General features: G+C 63.2%; 12 protein-coding genes. 7 read left to right on the top strand and 5 right to left on the bottom strand.

The window, feature by feature from the left end; translation table 11 throughout:
- Positions 1-10 precede the first annotated feature (10 nt).
- The 5 genes from pcp to B3349_RS12095 all read left to right on the top strand — a co-directional run bounded on the left by pcp (position 11) and on the right by B3349_RS12095 (position 6,679).
- The gene (gene pcp / locus B3349_RS12120) at positions 11-673 is read left to right on the top strand and encodes a pyroglutamyl-peptidase I (RefSeq protein ID WP_291588924.1); all 663 of its coding nucleotides are present in this window, start codon (positions 11-13) and stop codon (positions 671-673) included.
- A 180-nt stretch (positions 674-853) separates the two neighbouring features.
- Positions 854-1,621: a LamB/YcsF family protein gene (locus B3349_RS12115; protein ID WP_291588922.1), complete on the top strand. Its 768-nt coding sequence runs from the start codon at positions 854-856 to the stop codon at positions 1,619-1,621.
- Positions 1,622-1,626: 5 nt separating this feature from the next.
- Positions 1,627-3,240 carry a 5-oxoprolinase subunit B/C family protein gene (locus B3349_RS12110; protein WP_291588920.1) on the top strand — a complete coding sequence of 538 codons (1,614 nt, stop codon included), beginning with the start codon at positions 1,627-1,629 and terminating at the stop codon, positions 3,238-3,240.
- 12 nt (positions 3,241-3,252) lie between these two features.
- Entirely contained in the window at positions 3,253-4,977 is a 1,725-nt protein-coding gene (locus B3349_RS12105) for an acetyl/propionyl/methylcrotonyl-CoA carboxylase subunit alpha (protein WP_291589222.1), read from the top strand.
- A gap of 712 nt (positions 4,978-5,689) precedes the next feature.
- Positions 5,690-6,679, top strand: a complete 990-nt coding sequence (locus B3349_RS12095) for a Bug family tripartite tricarboxylate transporter substrate binding protein (RefSeq protein ID WP_291588919.1) — start codon at positions 5,690-5,692, stop codon at positions 6,677-6,679.
- 147 nt (positions 6,680-6,826) lie between these two features.
- Here the strand turns inward: B3349_RS12095 and B3349_RS12090 are convergent, their stop codons facing one another.
- Positions 6,827-7,285: a hypothetical protein gene (locus B3349_RS12090; protein ID WP_291588917.1), complete on the bottom strand. Its 459-nt coding sequence runs from the start codon at positions 7,283-7,285 to the stop codon at positions 6,827-6,829.
- Between the two features lie 702 nt (positions 7,286-7,987).
- On the opposite strand from B3349_RS12090, the gene B3349_RS12085 reads away from it, so the two are divergent.
- Positions 7,988-9,724 (top strand): methyl-accepting chemotaxis protein, encoded by a 1,737-nt coding sequence (locus B3349_RS12085; RefSeq protein ID WP_291588915.1) that lies wholly within the window; start codon positions 7,988-7,990, stop codon positions 9,722-9,724.
- Between the two features lie 129 nt (positions 9,725-9,853).
- Here the strand turns inward: B3349_RS12085 and B3349_RS12080 are convergent, their stop codons facing one another.
- Positions 9,854-11,110, bottom strand: a complete 1,257-nt coding sequence (locus tag B3349_RS12080) for an NAD(P)/FAD-dependent oxidoreductase (RefSeq protein ID WP_349682189.1) — start codon at positions 11,108-11,110, stop codon at positions 9,854-9,856.
- A gap of 268 nt (positions 11,111-11,378) precedes the next feature.
- On the bottom strand, positions 11,379-12,455 hold the full coding sequence (selD, locus tag B3349_RS12075; RefSeq protein ID WP_291588912.1) for a selenide, water dikinase SelD: 1,077 nt from the start codon (positions 12,453-12,455) through the stop codon (positions 11,379-11,381).
- Between the two features lie 193 nt (positions 12,456-12,648).
- On the opposite strand from selD, the gene B3349_RS12070 reads away from it, so the two are divergent.
- On the top strand, positions 12,649-13,494 hold the full coding sequence (locus tag B3349_RS12070) for a GNAT family N-acetyltransferase (protein WP_291588910.1): 846 nt from the start codon (positions 12,649-12,651) through the stop codon (positions 13,492-13,494).
- Between the two features lie 190 nt (positions 13,495-13,684).
- On the opposite strand, the gene B3349_RS12065 is transcribed toward B3349_RS12070, so the two are convergent.
- A complete protein-coding gene (locus B3349_RS12065; protein ID WP_291588908.1) occupies positions 13,685-14,956 on the bottom strand; it encodes a GGDEF domain-containing protein in 1,272 nt (423 codons plus the stop codon).
- Between the two features lie 438 nt (positions 14,957-15,394).
- Complete coding sequence (locus B3349_RS12060; protein ID WP_291588906.1) at positions 15,395-15,841, bottom strand: LexA family protein; 447 nt, start codon at positions 15,839-15,841, stop codon at positions 15,395-15,397.
- Positions 15,842-15,844 lie beyond the last annotated feature (3 nt).

Here is a 15,844-nt window from a genome sequence, read left to right as displayed (position 1 = left end):
GAGAGTTGCCATGACTGCACCTGCCAAGCGAATCCTGCTGACCGGCTTTGAGCCTTTCGATAAAGACAGCGTCAACCCTTCGTGGGAGGTGGCGCGCGCGCTGGACGGCGAGCCGATTGCGGATGGGGTGGTGCATGCCGTGCAGCTGCCCTGCGTGTTCGGCGCAGCCATGGCGACGCTGGATGAGGCATTGGCTAGCCTGCAGCCCTCGCTGATCATCAGCCTGGGCTTGGCCGGCGGACGTTCCGACATCACGCCGGAGCGCGTGGCCATCAATATCGACGATGCACGCATTCCGGACAACGCGGGCAAGCAGCCCGTAGACCAGTCTGTGGTGTCCGGTGCGCCCGCGGCGTATTTCTCGACCCTGCCTATCAAGGCCATGGTGCGGCATCTGCGCGATGCGGGAATTCCGGCTTCGGTATCGAACACGGCAGGCACTTTTGTCTGCAACCACGTGTTCTATGCCCTGATGCACAGGCTGTCGCGCCGCGCGGCCCCCGGCGTGCGCGGCGGCTTTATTCACATCCCCGCGCTGCCGCTGCAGGCCGCACGCCAGCCCGGCATGGCCAGCATGGCGCTGGAGCTTCAGGTGCAGGGCATTCGTGCTGCCATCCATACAGCGATGACGGTAGAGCAGGACTTGCAGGAAAACGCAGGTCAGCTGCATTGAGAAAGAGCCCCTGAGCCGCTAAACCGCTAAGCCGCTGCGCAGTTTCCTGATGGGGAGGCGATGCCTGCGCTGCGAGGCGGTCTTTGCCCGGCCTCGCAGGCCTGGCGTGCGCGATGGGGTGCGGCCAGGCCGATGCTCAAGACCGGCCCTTGATTGGCACCAGGTACAAGGACAGAAACGATGAAAATGGATTTGAACAGCGATTTGGGCGAGAGCTTTGGCGCCTGGAGCATGGGCGACGATGCGTCCATGCTGGACATCGTCAGCAGTGCCAACGTGGCTTGCGGCTTTCATGCCGGCGATGCTGCGGGGATTCTCTCCACACTCAAGGCCGCCAAGGCGCGCAATGTGGTCGTGGGCGCCCATGTGGCCTACCGCGATCTGGCCGGCTTTGGCCGCCGCAACATGGATGTGGCCAGTGCCGATCTGGTGGCTGATGTGATTTATCAGATCGGCGCACTGCAGGGCCTGGCCCAGGCTGCGGGCACGACGGTGCGGTATGTCAAGCCGCACGGCGCGCTCTACAACACCATTGCCCAGGATCGACGCCAGGCCACCGACGTGATCAACGCCATCAAGGCGGTCGATCCCTCGCTGGTGCTGATGGCGCTGGCAGGTTCCCCGCTGATTGGCTGGGCCCGCGATGCGGGTTTGAGCGTGGTGGCAGAAGCCTTTGCCGACCGCGGCTATACGCCCGAGGGTGCGCTGGTCTCGCGCCGCGAGCCTGGTGCCGTGCTGCATGACGAAAACCTGATTGCCCAGCGCATGCTGACCCTGGTGCGCGACGGTGTCATCGAGGCCATGGACGGTAGCCTGGTGCGTGTGGAGGCCGACTCCATCTGCGTGCACGGCGACAGCCCCGGCGCCGTGGCCATTGCTCGCAACATCCGCCAGCGTTTTGAGCAAGAAGGTGTGCAGATTGCCTCTTTCGTGGGCGCTGCGGGATGAGTGCCATGCGATTCCTTCCCGTCCATCGCCAGGCCATTCTGGTGGAGCTGGCCGACCTGCAGCAGACATTGCTGCTGCTGGGCGCCTTGCAGGCCAAATCCATCCCTGGCGTGCAGGAGCTGGTGCCGGCTGCGCGCACCATTCTGGTTCAGTTCGCGCCCCATCTCATCACTGCGGCAGAGCTTGTCAAGGCCATTGCGGGCTGCGATCTGAGCGGCAGTGTGCAGCGCTCGGACGTGCTGGTGCAGATTCCTGTGCGTTATGAGGGCGAGGATCTGGCCGAGGTGGCGCAGATACTGGGTATCACCGCCGAAGAAGTGGTGCGCCGCCACACGGGCTGCGAGTGGTCTGTGGCTTTCACCGGCTTCGCGCCGGGCTTTGCCTACCTCAGCGGCGGCGATGCCATCTTCAATGTGCCGCGTCGTTCCACGCCGCGCACCAAGGTGCCTGCGGGCGCCGTGGCGCTGGCAGGCACCTTCAGCGCCGTGTATCCGCAGGCCAGCCCCGGCGGCTGGCAGATCATTGGCGTCACGGATACGGCCATGTGGGATCTGGCGCGCGATCTGCCCGCACTGCTGCAACCCGGTTATCGTGTGCAGTTCGTCGATGCTGCCACGCAAAAAAGCGCATCGGATGCTATGTCTGATGAGATTCCAGACAGCAAAGTGTCTGAGCTCCATCCGGAGCAGGCAGCTACCACTGTCAAGGGCAGTGCATTGCGCGTGCGCGCCACGGGCCTGCTCACGCTGTTCCAGGACCTGGGTCGCCATGGCCAGGCCGGGCAAGGGGTTTCGGCCTCGGGGGCCATGGACCAGGCGGCGTTCAAGACCGCCAATCGCCTGGTTGGCAATGCCAGCCAGGTGCCGGTGCTGGAAACCGTTGGTGGAGGCCTGTCGCTGCAGAGCGTTGGCGACAACGTGGTGGCCGTGACAGGCGCGGATGCGCCCATCAGCATCACCACGGCCGAGGGCCAGCGCTGGCAGGTGCCGCGCTATGCCGCGATCGCGTTGGCGGATGGCGACGTGCTGAGTATTGGCCAGCCCACGGCCGGTGCGCGCTGCTATGTGGCGGTGCGTGGCGGCTATGAGGTGGCCCCCGTGCTGGGTAGCGCTTCCACGGATACCCTGGCCCATGTCGGACCGCCGGCCTTGCGCAGCGGCCAGTTGCTGGTCGTTCAACCGGCCCAGCAGACCGTGGTGGCCGATACGGCGTTGCCGGTGCAGAACCTGCCGGCCGCAGGCGGCGAAGTTGTGCTGGATGTGGAGCTGGGCCCGCGCACGGACTGGTTCACTGCCGAGGCAGTGGCCTTGCTGGCCGGGCAGCGTTGGCAGGTCACGCCCCAGTCGAACCGCGTGGGTCTGCGCCTGGCTGGCGAGCAGGCCCTGACGCGTGCCATCAGCAGCGAGCTCCCCAGCGAAGGCACGCCACTGGGTGCCATTCAGGTGCCAGCCAGCGGTCAGCCCGTGCTGTTTCTGGCCGATCACCCCCTGACTGGCGGGTACCCCGTCATTGGCTGTGTGGCGCTTCACCATCTGGATCTTGCGGGGCAGATCCCCGTAGGGGCCTGGATTCGTTTCAACCCTGTTCGTTCTTTTGAAGAACTCACACCCACTTTGTGAGGACCTTCCATGATTACCAAAGTTCTGATTGCCAATCGTGGCGAGATCGCCGTGCGCATTGCGCGCGCCTGTGCGGATTACGGTGTGAAGTCCGTGGCCGTCTATGCCAATGCCGATATCGACGCCTTGCATGCGCGCTGCGCCGATGAAGCCTATGGCCTCGATGGCGACAAACCCGCCGACACCTATCTGAGCATTGCCAAGCTGATTGCGATTGCCAAGCGTTCGGGGGCCGATGCCGTGCACCCGGGCTATGGCTTTCTGTCGGAGAGCGAAGCCTTTGCGCAGGCCGTGCTGGACGCGGGGCTGAGCTGGATAGGCCCGCGCCCGGACACCATTGCCAAGCTGGGTGACAAGGTCGAGGCCCGCAAGATTGCGCTCAAGGTCGGCGCACCCCTGGTGGCTGGCACGCCCGATCCCGTCAAGGATGCCGACGAAGTGCTGGCCTTTGCCCAGCAGCATGGCCTGCCCATCATCATCAAGGCTGCCTTTGGCGGCGGCGGCCGCGGCATGAAGATTGCGTGGCGCATGGACGAGGTGGCCGAGCTGTATGCATCCGCTGTGCGCGAAGCTGTGACGGCCTTTGGCCGTGGCGAATGCTTTGTGGAGCAATTTCTCGACAAGCCGCGCCATATCGAGGCACAGGTCATGGCCGACACCCATGGCAATGTGGTGGTGCTGGGCACGCGCGACTGCTCGCTGCAGCGCCGCAACCAGAAGCTGGTGGAGGAGGCGCCCGCGCCCTTTATCAGCGATGCGCAGCGTGAACGCATTCACAGCGCAGCCAAGGCCATCTGCTCTGAAGCGGGCTACATCAGCGCCGGGACGGTGGAGTTTCTGCTCAGCGGCAATGGCGCCATCTCCTTCCTCGAGGTGAACACCCGCCTGCAGGTGGAGCATACGGTGACGGAAGAGACCACCGGCATCGATCTGGTTCAGGAGCAGTTGCGCGTGGCCGATGGCCTGCCACTGTCTTTCACGGAAACGCCGGCACCACGCTCCCATGCCATCGAGTTCCGCATCAATGCCGAAGATGTGGGCCGCGGTTTTCTGCCCACGCCAGGTCTGATCACGCGCTTTGCACCGCCTTCCGGCCCAGGCGTGCGCCTGGATTCGGGTGTGGAAACTGGCTCGGTGATTCCCGGCAGTTTCGATTCCATGATGGCCAAGCTCATCGTCACTGGCGCAACGCGCGAGCAGGCCCTGGCCCGTGCGCGCCGCGCGCTGGCCGAGTTTCAGATTGAGGGCGTGGCCTCCGTGCTGCCCTTCCACAAGGCTGTGCTCCATCAGCGTGATTTTGTGGGGGCGGACGGCTTCAAGGTCCACACCCGCTGGATTGAGACCGAGTTTGCCGAGCCGTTGGCTGCGGCCGCCCGCGCCGAGCCTGCGGTCGACACCAGCCTGCTGCGTACGGCCATGGAGATCGACGGACGCCGCGTACAACTGGGTCTGCCTGCCATGCTGCTGCAGGGGCTGTCTGCCCCGGCATCGGCGGTCGCCCAGCCCGCGGCCCAGCAAGAGGTGGATCCTGATGCTGTGAGCTCGCCGATCGCGGGCAACCTTCATGCCTGGAAGGTGGCGGATGGCGATAAAGTCCAGGAAGGCGATGTGATCGCCGTGATGGAAGCCATGAAGATGGAGATGCAGGTGGCGGCCCACAAGAGTGGTCGCATCACGCTGGCTGCGCAGCCGGGCACTGCGCAGGCTTTGGGCGCCGTGATCGCGCATATCCGATAGCCATGGTGGACCTTGCCCAGGGCGCGACTTGTGGGTCGTGCCTTGGGCATGGGACGTGATTGCGCCCCATTGCGCCGCGTTGGGCTTCCTACGTCACTGCCCGTTGAGAGCCGGCAGACGCATTGATGGTGACCCCATGGAAAGACCACCCGCTGGCAAAGCACGGTGGCAAGAACTGCAGCAGCCCCTACAGCCCCTGATTCCAGCCTGCTCACCTTCCGCCAAGGTGGAGCGCGCAAGCCCGGCGTGGGTGATGGGGCCGCCCTGAACGGCATGCGGTTCGTGTGGCGCACCGGAATTCCTTGAAAAGACCTCCCCCCGTCCCTGGGCCTAGGCAGCGGCATGGCGTGCTGGTGGCGCCTGCGTGACCGGCATGCCCGTGACGTATGGCAGCGATGGCACCAAGCCATGCGGGTGCGCCTTCGTGGACAGGTGGCGTCCGCGGCACCAAGGACAAGGCATGCGAGATTGTTCAACAAGGAAAAGAGAGTGCAGTCCCCTGCAAGGGCGGAACGCAAGACGCTCTGGTAACGCGGTGCAGAGGGGGGCTGCGTGCGGGGAAGGGCGGTGCGTGGCCCGAATCTTGCTCCGAACTTACTGGTTTTCCCTTATTCCTGTATTGGAGGAATGGATGACAATTTCTAATGTTTGTTGAGCAATCTGTATAACATCGTTGAAAGATTGCTTTTTGTTCCCGTTGCATATTGACGCCATGAATCTGAGCCCCGCCGCACTCTCACGACGCACCTTGTTCGCCTGCACCGCAGCCCTGTTGGGCGGCGCGCTGCATGCGCAAACCGCCTATCCCAACAAACCCATTCGCATCGTGGTGCCCTATGCGCCCGGAGGTTCGGTCGATATGGTGGGCCGTGTGATTGGCGATATCCTGGCCAAGCAGCTGGGCACCACCGTGGTGATCGAGAACGTGCCCGGCGCCGCGGGTGTGGTGGGCGCCCAGCGTGTCGTGTCTTCCAAGCCCGATGGCTACACCTTGTTGGCGGGCTCCAGCAACGAGATGGCGGGCACCAAATTTGTCAACGCGGCACAAAAGTACGACCCGGCGGTGGACCTGACGCCAATTGCACTGACGGCTTCGGCGCCCAATCTGTGGGTGGCGGGCGCCCATGTGCCGGTCAAGAACATGGATGAATTCATCAAGCTGGTCAAGGCCAACCCTGGCAAGTACAGCTATGGCAGCCCTGGCATTGGCTCCACGCCCCATTTTTCGGGCGAGCTGATCAAGAAGACGGCCGGCGTCCACCTGGTCCATATTCCCTATAAAGGTTCGCCCGCGATGACCGGCGATCTGGGCGGCGGCAATCTGGACTTTGCCATTCTCTCGCCCATGGCCTCGGCCCCGTTGGTGCAATCGGGCAAGATCAAGATCCTGGGCGCCACCACGGCCGAGCGCATCAGCAGCTTGAAGAACGTGCCCGCGCTGGCGGAGCATCCTGCGCTCAAAGGCTATGCCCTGAGCGGCTGGTTTGCGCTGGCAGCCCCCAAGGGCGTGCCTGCAGATATCGTCGCCAGCCTGCAAAAAGCGGTGCAGGCCGGCCTGGCCGATCCCGCCATCCGCCAAAGAATGGAAGCCGCAGGCACTCCGCCTGCCAATGGCACGGAAAGTCTTGCCCAGGTCATCCGCAACGATATGGGCAAATACGCCGAACTGGTGAAGTTCGCCAATATCACGCTGGATAACTGAGCGATATGTCACCGCGCAAAAAACGCCTCCTTGCGAGGCGTTTTTTGTTGGAGAGCCGTTGAGAACGGTAGTCTTCCGAAGACTACCGCAGAGGTCTTGCCGGCAGTGCTGGCCGGGGCCGCATGTCCTGCGGCGGCGCGGGTCAGTTCAGAGAAAGCGTTCGGCGCGGAAGGGGTGGGCGTTGATGGGGGCAGGCTGCCCGGTCATGAGCGCCCCCAGCAGTTTGGCGGTGCCGGTGCCGGTGGAAAAACCGACGTGTTGGTGACCGAAGGCCAGCCACAGATTGCGGCAGCCGGGCTGCGGTAGAGGAACCGCTAGCCGTTGTTGCGCAGGCACCGGCTTTCCCTCACTTTGGCCAGCAGGCGCTGGTCTGCAGCGCAGCAGCGCGGGCAGCGCCTTCCGCAGGGTGAACGGCATCAGCGCGCTGCGGGCAATGACACCGGCGTTGCCGCAGGAGGTGTCCTGACCCGGATCGCAGCGGACGATCAAGATGATCTGGGCGCCCAGGCGCTGCAGTTCCAGGGAGGTGGCAACGCCCACCATGCCGGCGCTCAGGACGGCGACGCGGGAATGCAAGATGGTCCAAGCAGAAGAGTAAAGGAGCAAGGCTTGCCCTGTAGGAATCTGCTGTGTGAGCGCGACTGATGCAGGGCGTGGACAGCGCCAACGCTGCTGGCGCGAGATCCTTCAAAACTTACAGAAGCTGACAGCAATCATGTAGGGGAATAAAATTTGTATACATTTGTAAGATGTAATTTTTTATCTTGGTAATTATTTCTGTTTATTGAAATATTAATCGTGCATAAAGCATCTTGCCAATTATTCGAATAGATATCGAATAATTGTGATGATCTTTATGTTTCCATGCTTAATTATTTAATAAAGCTTAATTATGAAGATAAGCAGTCATCTTTGTTGCTTCACATTTGGCATGACGTCAGATGAATCCGCGCCATTGATGTCGTGGAATTTAAATCCTAGAGATTTATCGCGTTCTACGTATCCCTGGTGGAAGCTCGCGCGCTTCAAGTCAAACAAATAATCTTTGCCTGCGACACTGTGTCGTGCATATGGCGCTTTTCTGCTGTGACATTGGTTATGAAATTATTGATTGATAATTTGAAGTAGCCATTCCTTTGAAAGTGTGCCCATTGCGGTCTGGTGTTGATATTTTTATTCTTGGTTTAGGTGGTTTTGCAGTCATGCTGTCCCCCACCTCATTGAATAGGAAACCATTGATTCAATCTATTGCCTATCTATATGTATTTGATGGGCATAAGATGGATTAATATATCTTTGATATAAAAGATGAAAAAATTGAAAATCTCGCAAAGATTGGCCCTGGCTTTTAGCATTATGGTCCTGCTTTTGGCTTCGCTAGGCGGTATAGGCATTTGGCGTTCTGCTAGCCAGCGCGCTGAATTATCTGACGTGTTGCAACGGCGCGTCCCGCTGAACAAGGCTTTAAATACGATTCTTGACCAAGTCAATGAACAAGCCATTCAGAATCGCAATCTTGCCATTTTCAGTGCGCCTGATATAAAAAAGTCAGCACTTGCTCGAATCACAGAAGCTAGATCTGAGGTTGAGAAGCAATTTAAAATAATAGAAGGAAAAATAAACTCCACTGAAGGGATATCTCTTCTGGAAAAAATGCAGGTGACTCGTACAGCATTCTTGAAATCGGGTAACCAATTCTTGTCGCTGGTTGAGCAAGGTCAGATGCAGGAAGCAACCTTGTTTCTGGAGCAGGACCTGAGACCTGCACAGCGCGCCTACCAAGCTGACATCACCGCGCAGATGGAGCTGCAGGAGAAGCGAGCCAAAGAGGCTGGGCAACGTGCGGAAGAGAGCGCTGAAGCTCTCACGCGCGATATTTTGATTGCCGCAGTGGCAGCGATCCTGGCGGCCATCGTCATGGCGATAAGTATCATTGCTTCGATCGTCCGCCCGCTCAGACATGCTGTTGCGGTTTCGGATCAGATCGCCAGCGGCAATCTTTCCACTCACATCTCGGTAGACTCCAATGACGAAACCGGTCAGCTGCTGCGTTCGATGCAGCAGATGCAAAAGAGCCTGGCGAATACCGTAAGCCTGGTACGCCAGAATGCTGAAGGCGTGGCATCCGGCAGCTCTCAGATTGCCTCTGGCAACAACGATCTGTCGGCACGCACGGAGGAACAAGCTTCGGCGTTGGAGCAAACAGCTGCTTCCATGGAAGAGCTGGGTTCCACGGTGCAGAAAAATGCAGAAAATGCACGGGCAGCCAACCAGCTGGCGGTCAATGCATCAACTGTTGCGGCCCAAGGCGGTGAGGTGGTCTCGGAAGTCATTGAGACGATGAAAAGCATCAATGCCAGCAGCACCAAGATTTCCGACATTATTTCCGTCATCGACGGAATTGCATTCCAGACGAATATTCTGGCACTGAATGCGGCTGTGGAAGCCGCCCGAGCCGGTGAACAAGGGCGCGGTTTTGCTGTGGTCGCGAGCGAAGTGCGCAGTCTGGCGCAGCGTAGCGCAGATGCAGCAAAGGAAATCAAGGAACTGATCACCGCAAGCGTGGAGCGCGTGGGGCAAGGCAGCGTCCTGGTGGACAAGGCCGGGGTCACCATGACTGAAGTCGTTCAGGCGATACGCAGCGTCACAGAGATCATGGGCGAAATCAGCGCGGCGAGCAGTGAACAAAGCGCGGGCGTGAACCAAATTGGCGAAGCAGTCACACAGATGGACCAGGCCACCCAGCAGAATGCTGCGCTGGTGGAAGAGATGGCTGCCGCCGCAAATGCACTGAACAACCAGGCAGCAGAGCTTGTCAAGGCAGTTTCGGTTTTTACGCTGAGCGAAAACCACACCCAGCCAGTCAGTCATCTGAATCCAGTGCGTGCTCCATCATCCCTGCCGTCAGGGCAATTTCTGGCTGTTCCTAGAAATCACAATACGAAGCCTGCGCGTATTGAAGCCTCTGGTTTCTCTAAAGCCCCTGTTAAACAGCCCCAGCTTGTTGATGCGGATGGCAGCAAAAACGATTGGGAAAGCTTTTGAGCCTGGAGAGCACCTTCGAAGCCCTCCATACTTTTAGACGTTGAGACTGGCCGTCTTCCAAAGACTACCGGAGAGGTTTCTCCGGTCGTGCTGGCCAGGGCCGCATGTCCTGCGGCGGCGCGGGGCGGGTCAGAGGAAGCGTTCGGCGCGGAAGGGGTGGGCGTTGATGGGAGCGGGCTGCCCGGTCATGAGCGCCCCCAGCAGTTTGGCGGTGCCGGTGCCGGTGGAAAAACCGACATGCTGGTGGCCGAAGGCCAGCCACAGATTGCGGCGGCCGGGCATGGCGCCGATGATGGGGCGGCAGTCCGGCAGCGTGGGGCGGCTGCCCATCCAGGGCGCAGCCTCCAGGCGGGCGCCCAGCGGCAGGGCCTGGCGGGCGGCGGTTTCGGCCAGCTCCAGCTGCACGGGGCGGGGGGCGGCTTCACAGTCATTCAGCTCCACGCCGGTGGACAGGCGCAGGCCTTGCTCCATGGGCGAAAGCACATAGGCGCCGCCGGTGTCGTACACCGGGCGCTGCAGGCGCGCCGGGCTGGCGGGGTCTGCGGCGTAGTGCATGTGGTAACCGCGTTCGAAGGCCATGGGCACGCGGATGCCCAGCCGGCCCATGAACTGCTTGCTCCACGGGCCCAGGGCCACCACCACCTGGTCAAAGTAGCTGGCCTGGCCGCTGTCGTCCAGCACATCCCAGCCTTCGCCATTGCGCTGCAGGGTCTGCAGCTGCCGGGTGCTGACGATGCCACCGCGCGCGGCAAAGGCCCGGGCGTAGGCGGCGGTGACCTGGCCGGGGCTGTCGACGGAATAGGTGTCCTGCACCCACAGCGCCTTGGTGAACACGGAGGGGCGCAGCACGGGTTCCAGCGCGTGCAGGGCCGGGGCATCCAGCACCTGGGTGCGCACGCCAAAGTGGTCCATGGTGTCGCGGCCCAGCTGGCCGCCGTCGAAGGCGGCCTGGCTGCGGTAGAGGAACAGCCAGCCGTTGTCACGCAGGCGCCGGCTTTCCCCCACCTCGGCCAGCAGGCGCTGGTGTTCGGTGGTGGACAGGCGGATCAGCGCGTCCAGCGCGGTGGTGCTTTCCTCAAACGCGCTGTGGGTGGCATGGCGCAGGTAGGACAGGCCCCAGCCCAGGTTGCGCAGCATGAACGCGGTGTTGTAGCGCAACGAGGCCGTGTTGTTGCGCAGCAGCGCGGGCAGCGACTTCCACAGATCGGGGTGGTTGAACGGCATCAGCGAGCTGCGGGCGATGACGCCGGCATTGCCGTAGGAGGTTTCCTGGCCCGGATCGCGCCGGTCGATCAGGGTGACCTGGGCGCCCAGGCGCTGCAGTTCCAGGGCGGTGGCAACGCCCACCATGCCGGCGCCCAGGACGGCGACGCGGGAATTCAACATAGTCCAACCAGATGAGGGGGAGATGGGGTGAGGGGGCAAGGCTTGCCCGGGAGGAGTCTGCCATTGTGCGCCTGCGTCCGGGCAGTCAGGCACAGGCGCGGCGTCACATCGGCAAAATGCCGTGTCAAAGCGACGGCGGTGGCTGCGGGCACAAAAAAGGCACCCGAAGGTGCCGGTGTGCGGGAGTGCAGTGACACAGGGTCTCCCCCTTGGCCTGTAGCCGCCCTGTAGCCCTGTGGCCCTTGTGGACCCCGTAGGCCCTGCGGGCTCAGTCGACGACGACCTGCGCGGCGCCGGCTTCCATGCGGCCTACGACGGCGGCATCGGCAAAGCCATGGCGGGCGAACAGGTCCAGCACCTGCTGCACGGTCTCGGGGGTGCAGGACACCAGCAGGCCGCCGGAGGTTTGCGGGTCGGTCAGCAGGGCGCGCTGGGCGTCGCTGGTGCCGCTGGCCAGCTGCACGCTGGCGCCGTAGCTGGCCCAGTTGCGGGTGGAGGCGCCGGTGAACACGCCTTGCGCGGCGAAGTCGGCCACGCCCGGCAGCACCGGCAGGGTGCGGCTGTCGATGCGTGCGGTCAGGCCTGCGCCGCGGGCCAGCTCCAGGCTGTGGCCCAGCAGGCCGAAGCCGGTCACATCGGTCAGGGCGTGCACGCCGTCCAGTTTGGACAGCTCCATGCCGGGGCGGTTGAGCTGGGTGGTGGCGGCCACCATGGCGCGGTAGCCTGCGTCGCCCAGCAGGTTCTTCTTGAGCGCGGCGGACAGAATGCCCACGCCCAGCGGCTTGCCCAGCACCAGCACGTCGCCGGCCTTGGCGTCGGCGTTGCGCTTCATGTGCTTGGGGTTGACGATGCCGATACCCACCAGGCCGTAGATGGGTTCCACCGAGTCGATGGAGTGGCCGCCGGCCAGCGGGATGCCTGCGTCGCGGCACACGGATTCGCCGCCTTCCAGGATCTTGGCGATCACATCGTGCGGCAGCACATTGATGGGCATGCCCACAATGGCCAGCGCCATCAGCGGGGTGCCGCCCATGGCGTAGATGTCGGACAGCGCATTGGTGGCGGCGATGCGGCCAAAGTCGAAAGCGTCGTCGACGATGGGCATGAAGAAGTCGGTGGTGGCGACGATGGCCTGTTCGTCGTTGATGCGGTAGACGGCAGCGTCGTCGGCCGTCTCGGTGCCTACCAGCAGGTCAGGGAAGAACTGCTTGGGCAGGTTGCTCTTGGCCAGCAGTTCCGACAGGACGCCGGGGGCGATCTTGCAGCCGCAGCCACCGCCATGGGACAGCGAAGTCAAACGGGGCACTGCAGGGGCGGTGGTGGAGGCTGGGGTGGTGGCGGTCATGGCAGCTTGTAAAAAGCCCGTGGCGCAGGCCAGGCGGGCAGGGTCCAACAGGGCCGGTGGGCCACACGCGGCTGCAGGCAGGGGTGTGGCGCGCCAACGGCGACTCCCTCTATTATCGGCAGCCGGGCCGGCGACCCAAAAGTCTGGGTGGCGGCGGTTCGTTTTGCTGCTGCTTTCTGCTGCCTTTTTGCGTATGCATGCTTCTGTCTCTGCGGCCGGTGCGCCGCCCGCTTCACCCGTTCCAGATGCTTCGTCCGTTCCTGCCGGTTCGGACTGTTCCCTGCCCCTGGTGGCCGGGGCCGGCACGGCCAGCGTGGCGCGGCTGGAGCAGCGCAGCTTCAATGCCTGGCCGGCGGTGCGCACGGCGGTGATGGACGACTGGCTGCTGCGCAGCAGCGGCGGCTACACCAAGCGTGCCAACTCGGCCAACGCCCTGCAGGCCGGTGCCATGCTGGATGGCGGGCTGTTGCAGGCCATAGAAGCCTGGTATGCGCGGCAGCAGCTGCCCGCCATCTTTCGCCTGTCCCCTTTGGCGGATGCGCAGGGGGATGCCTTGCTGGCTGCGCGCGGCTATGCCCTGGTGGAGCCTTCCCGCTTTTTGCTGCGCGACTGCACAGCTGCGGACCGCAGCCTGAGCGCCGTGCCCGTGGAGCCTGGCTGCACACCGGCCTGGCTGGCCGGTTATGCCCAGGCCAGCGGGCTGGTGCCCCACCAGCAGCCCTGGCACCAGCGGATTGTGGATGGCATTGGCGGGCAGTGCGCCTATGCCACGGTGGAGCAAGGCGGGCGCAGCGTGGCCTGGGGCCTGGCGGTGCTGGAGCGTGGCGCCGCGGGCCTGTACGACGTGGTGGTGGACCCGGAATGCCGGGGGCAGGGCCTGGGCCGGCAACTGGTGTGCAGCCTGCTGCATTGGGTGGCGGCCCACGGTGCGCAGCAGGTGGACCTGCAGGTGCGCGGCGGCAACCGAGTGGCCGAGCAGCTGTATGCCAGCCTGGGCTTTGTGCCGGCTTATGGCTACCACTACCGGGTGCAGCGTTAGGGGTTGGCTTAGTGGTTCCGGTTTCGGTGTGGACGCAGTCTCGGTACGCGGTCGGTGAAGTGCTGTTGGGCTGGCGGTACGCGGCAGCGCTGCGCATCCAGGTGGCTGTGCCTCCTAAGCGCGCTTTCCGCACGTTTGCCGTGTGTTTGCCACGTATTTTTCGCGCGCCAGCCGGGCGATGCGCAGGCGCCTACCGCTCGGCTGCGTCGTCCCTGTGCGGGCGCACAAAGCGTTCCGGAAAGTGCAGCACCCCCAGGCCCTGGCCCAGCAGGTCCAGGCTGTTCACTGCCTCATCGCAAGCGGGCGCGCCAAACAGGCAGACCCGGTCGCGCCCGGCGTGCTTGGCCTGGTAGAGGGCCTGGTCGGCCTGGTGCAGCAGCACCGTGCTGCGCGCGTCCGCACTGTCGGCGGCCAGGGCGCTGACCCCCACGCTGATGGTCACCGGCCAGCTGCACTTGGCATGGTGGGCGCGCAGCTGGTTGCGGGCGGCTTCACACAGCCGGTTGGCCAGCTGCACGGCCTGTTCGGCCGTGGTGTCCGGGCAGACCACGACAAACTCTTCACCGCCATAGCGGCCCGCCACGCTGTGCGGGCGCAGCTGCTCGCGCAGCATCAGCCCCATGCCCGCCAGCACCTGGTCGCCCGCCGGGTGGCCGCACTGGTCGTTGACGCGCTTGAAATGGTCGAGGTCCATCAGCAGCACGGCCAGGGGCTGGCGCTTGCGGGGAGGCTGGTCCAGTGTCTGCTGCAGGGCCTGCATGACCGTGCGGCGGTTGGGCAGGCCGGTCAGGCTGTCTTCGTTGGCAAAGCGCAGCAACTGCTGGTCTGCCCGCGCCTGGGCCATCATCAGAAAGCCGATGGCCTTGAGGTGCAGGGCGATGAACAGTACGGCATAGGACAGCAGCAGCGACGAGCTGCTGCGGGTGCTGGAAGGGGACAGCACGGTCAGCGACAGCTGGGGCGAGAGCATGCGCAGCACCAGGGCCGAGGTGAGCAGCGCCACCCCCGCCATGAACACCCATTCCCCACGCCCCAGATGGTGGTAGCGGCGCAGCAGCACCTGCGCCATCCACAGGTTGTGCAGGATCAGCATGCCGCAGACCGTGCGCGTGCGCGCCACGACCTGGGCCGGATCCAGCAGCAGCACATAGACCACGGCAGTGCACACCGGCAGCACATACAGCCAGGCGGTGGTGAGCGGAATGCGGTAGAAGCGGTGCAGGCTGGCAATGCTGGCGCAGATGCCGCTGGCAAATGCCACATAGCCGATGCCGGACAGCAGAGGGCGCAGCGGCGAGTTCATGAAGCTGAGGCCACTGAAGCCCACGCCGAACAGCACCAGGCCCAGTGTCAGCTGGCTGCCACCGTCGTTCCAGAATTTTCTGCCACAGAAACCCGTCAGCGCCGCGAGGGTGACCGAGGACAGAACGATCATCATCGACACCGTCGTCAAATCCAGCATGATCTGTTTCTATCCCCCTGTGCGCGACACCGAACCCTCTCTGTGCGCGACCCGTCGGTATTCGGATAAATGGTATCGACAATTGTTCGCCAAGGCACGTGGGCAGAGTGCAGGTGAAATGCAGCCAGGATGCTGTGTATTTGATAGCTGTTGACGGCTTTCTGGATGGCCTGGGATGCGGGTGTCTGGACATGCATCCAGCGTGCCGCAGGCCCTTGTTTTGCAATGCAGAACAGAGTTTCTGGATAGGCGGTAGCGCGGGTGGTGGAACTGATGGATGACCGCCAATTACATCCTGCCGATGCGGTGCCGGGGAGGTTACGGTGTGTTGCAGTGGCGCTGTCCGTGGGGGTGCCATAGGTCAGCAACGGCAAGCTGCAGCGCCTAGGCGCGCACATTGGCGCGGACAGGGCACGACGCCCTTAAATCCTCAAGCCCTCACGCCGTGTGCAAGCGCCTGACGCTGCTGGAGACCACGCCCCAGATCTCGATGTGCTGCCCCTCCTGGGGATGGATGTCCGGATACGCCGGGTTTTCCGGGTGCAGCACGAACTGCCCGTCGCGCACATGCAGGCGTTTGCAGGTGAATTCGCCATTCACCTGAGCCACCACGATGTCGCCGTGCGCGGGCTGGAGGTGCTTTTCCACCACCAGCATATCGCCGTCGAACATGCCGGCGCCTTCCATGCTGTCACCCGTCTGCCGCAGGATGTAGATGGACTGCGGGTGCTGCGCCATTTCTGTGGCCAGGTCGAGGTGCATGACCGCACCGCGTTCCGCCGCACTGGCACGGCCGCCGCGCACAGGCGCTGCCAGCATGGGCAGTGGCATGGCGGTGATGGTGGCGGGCACGGGCATGCCGGCTAGGAAACGGTTACTGTACATGCA

The sequence above is a fragment of the Comamonas sp. UBA7528 genome (assembly GCF_002479375.1).
In the GTDB taxonomy this organism is placed as follows: domain Bacteria; phylum Pseudomonadota; class Gammaproteobacteria; order Burkholderiales; family Burkholderiaceae_C; genus Comamonas.
The sequence above is the reverse complement of the archived record's forward strand: the minus strand, read 5'-3'. Positions and strand labels throughout refer to the sequence as shown.

Excerpts from the sequence above, each read along its gene's own strand:
- pcp (WP_291588924.1), top strand. The coding sequence starts at position 11 with ATGACTGCACCTGCCAAGCGAATCCTGCTGACCGGCTTTGAGCCTTTC.
- B3349_RS12115 (WP_291588922.1), top strand. The coding sequence starts at position 854 with ATGAAAATGGATTTGAACAGCGATTTGGGCGAGAGCTTTGGCGCCTGG.
- B3349_RS12110 (WP_291588920.1), top strand. The coding sequence starts at position 1,627 with ATGCGATTCCTTCCCGTCCATCGCCAGGCCATTCTGGTGGAGCTGGCC.
- B3349_RS12095 (WP_291588919.1), top strand. The coding sequence starts at position 5,690 with ATGAATCTGAGCCCCGCCGCACTCTCACGACGCACCTTGTTCGCCTGC.
- B3349_RS12085 (WP_291588915.1), top strand. The coding sequence starts at position 7,988 with ATGAAAAAATTGAAAATCTCGCAAAGATTGGCCCTGGCTTTTAGCATT.
- B3349_RS12080 (WP_349682189.1), bottom strand. The coding sequence starts at position 11,110 with ATGTTGAATTCCCGCGTCGCCGTCCTGGGCGCCGGCATGGTGGGCGTT.
- selD (WP_291588912.1), bottom strand. The coding sequence starts at position 12,455 with ATGACCGCCACCACCCCAGCCTCCACCACCGCCCCTGCAGTGCCCCGT.
- B3349_RS12070 (WP_291588910.1), top strand. The coding sequence starts at position 12,649 with ATGCATGCTTCTGTCTCTGCGGCCGGTGCGCCGCCCGCTTCACCCGTT.
- B3349_RS12065 (WP_291588908.1), bottom strand. The coding sequence starts at position 14,956 with ATGCTGGATTTGACGACGGTGTCGATGATGATCGTTCTGTCCTCGGTC.
- B3349_RS12060 (WP_291588906.1), bottom strand. The coding sequence starts at position 15,841 with ATGTACAGTAACCGTTTCCTAGCCGGCATGCCCGTGCCCGCCACCATC.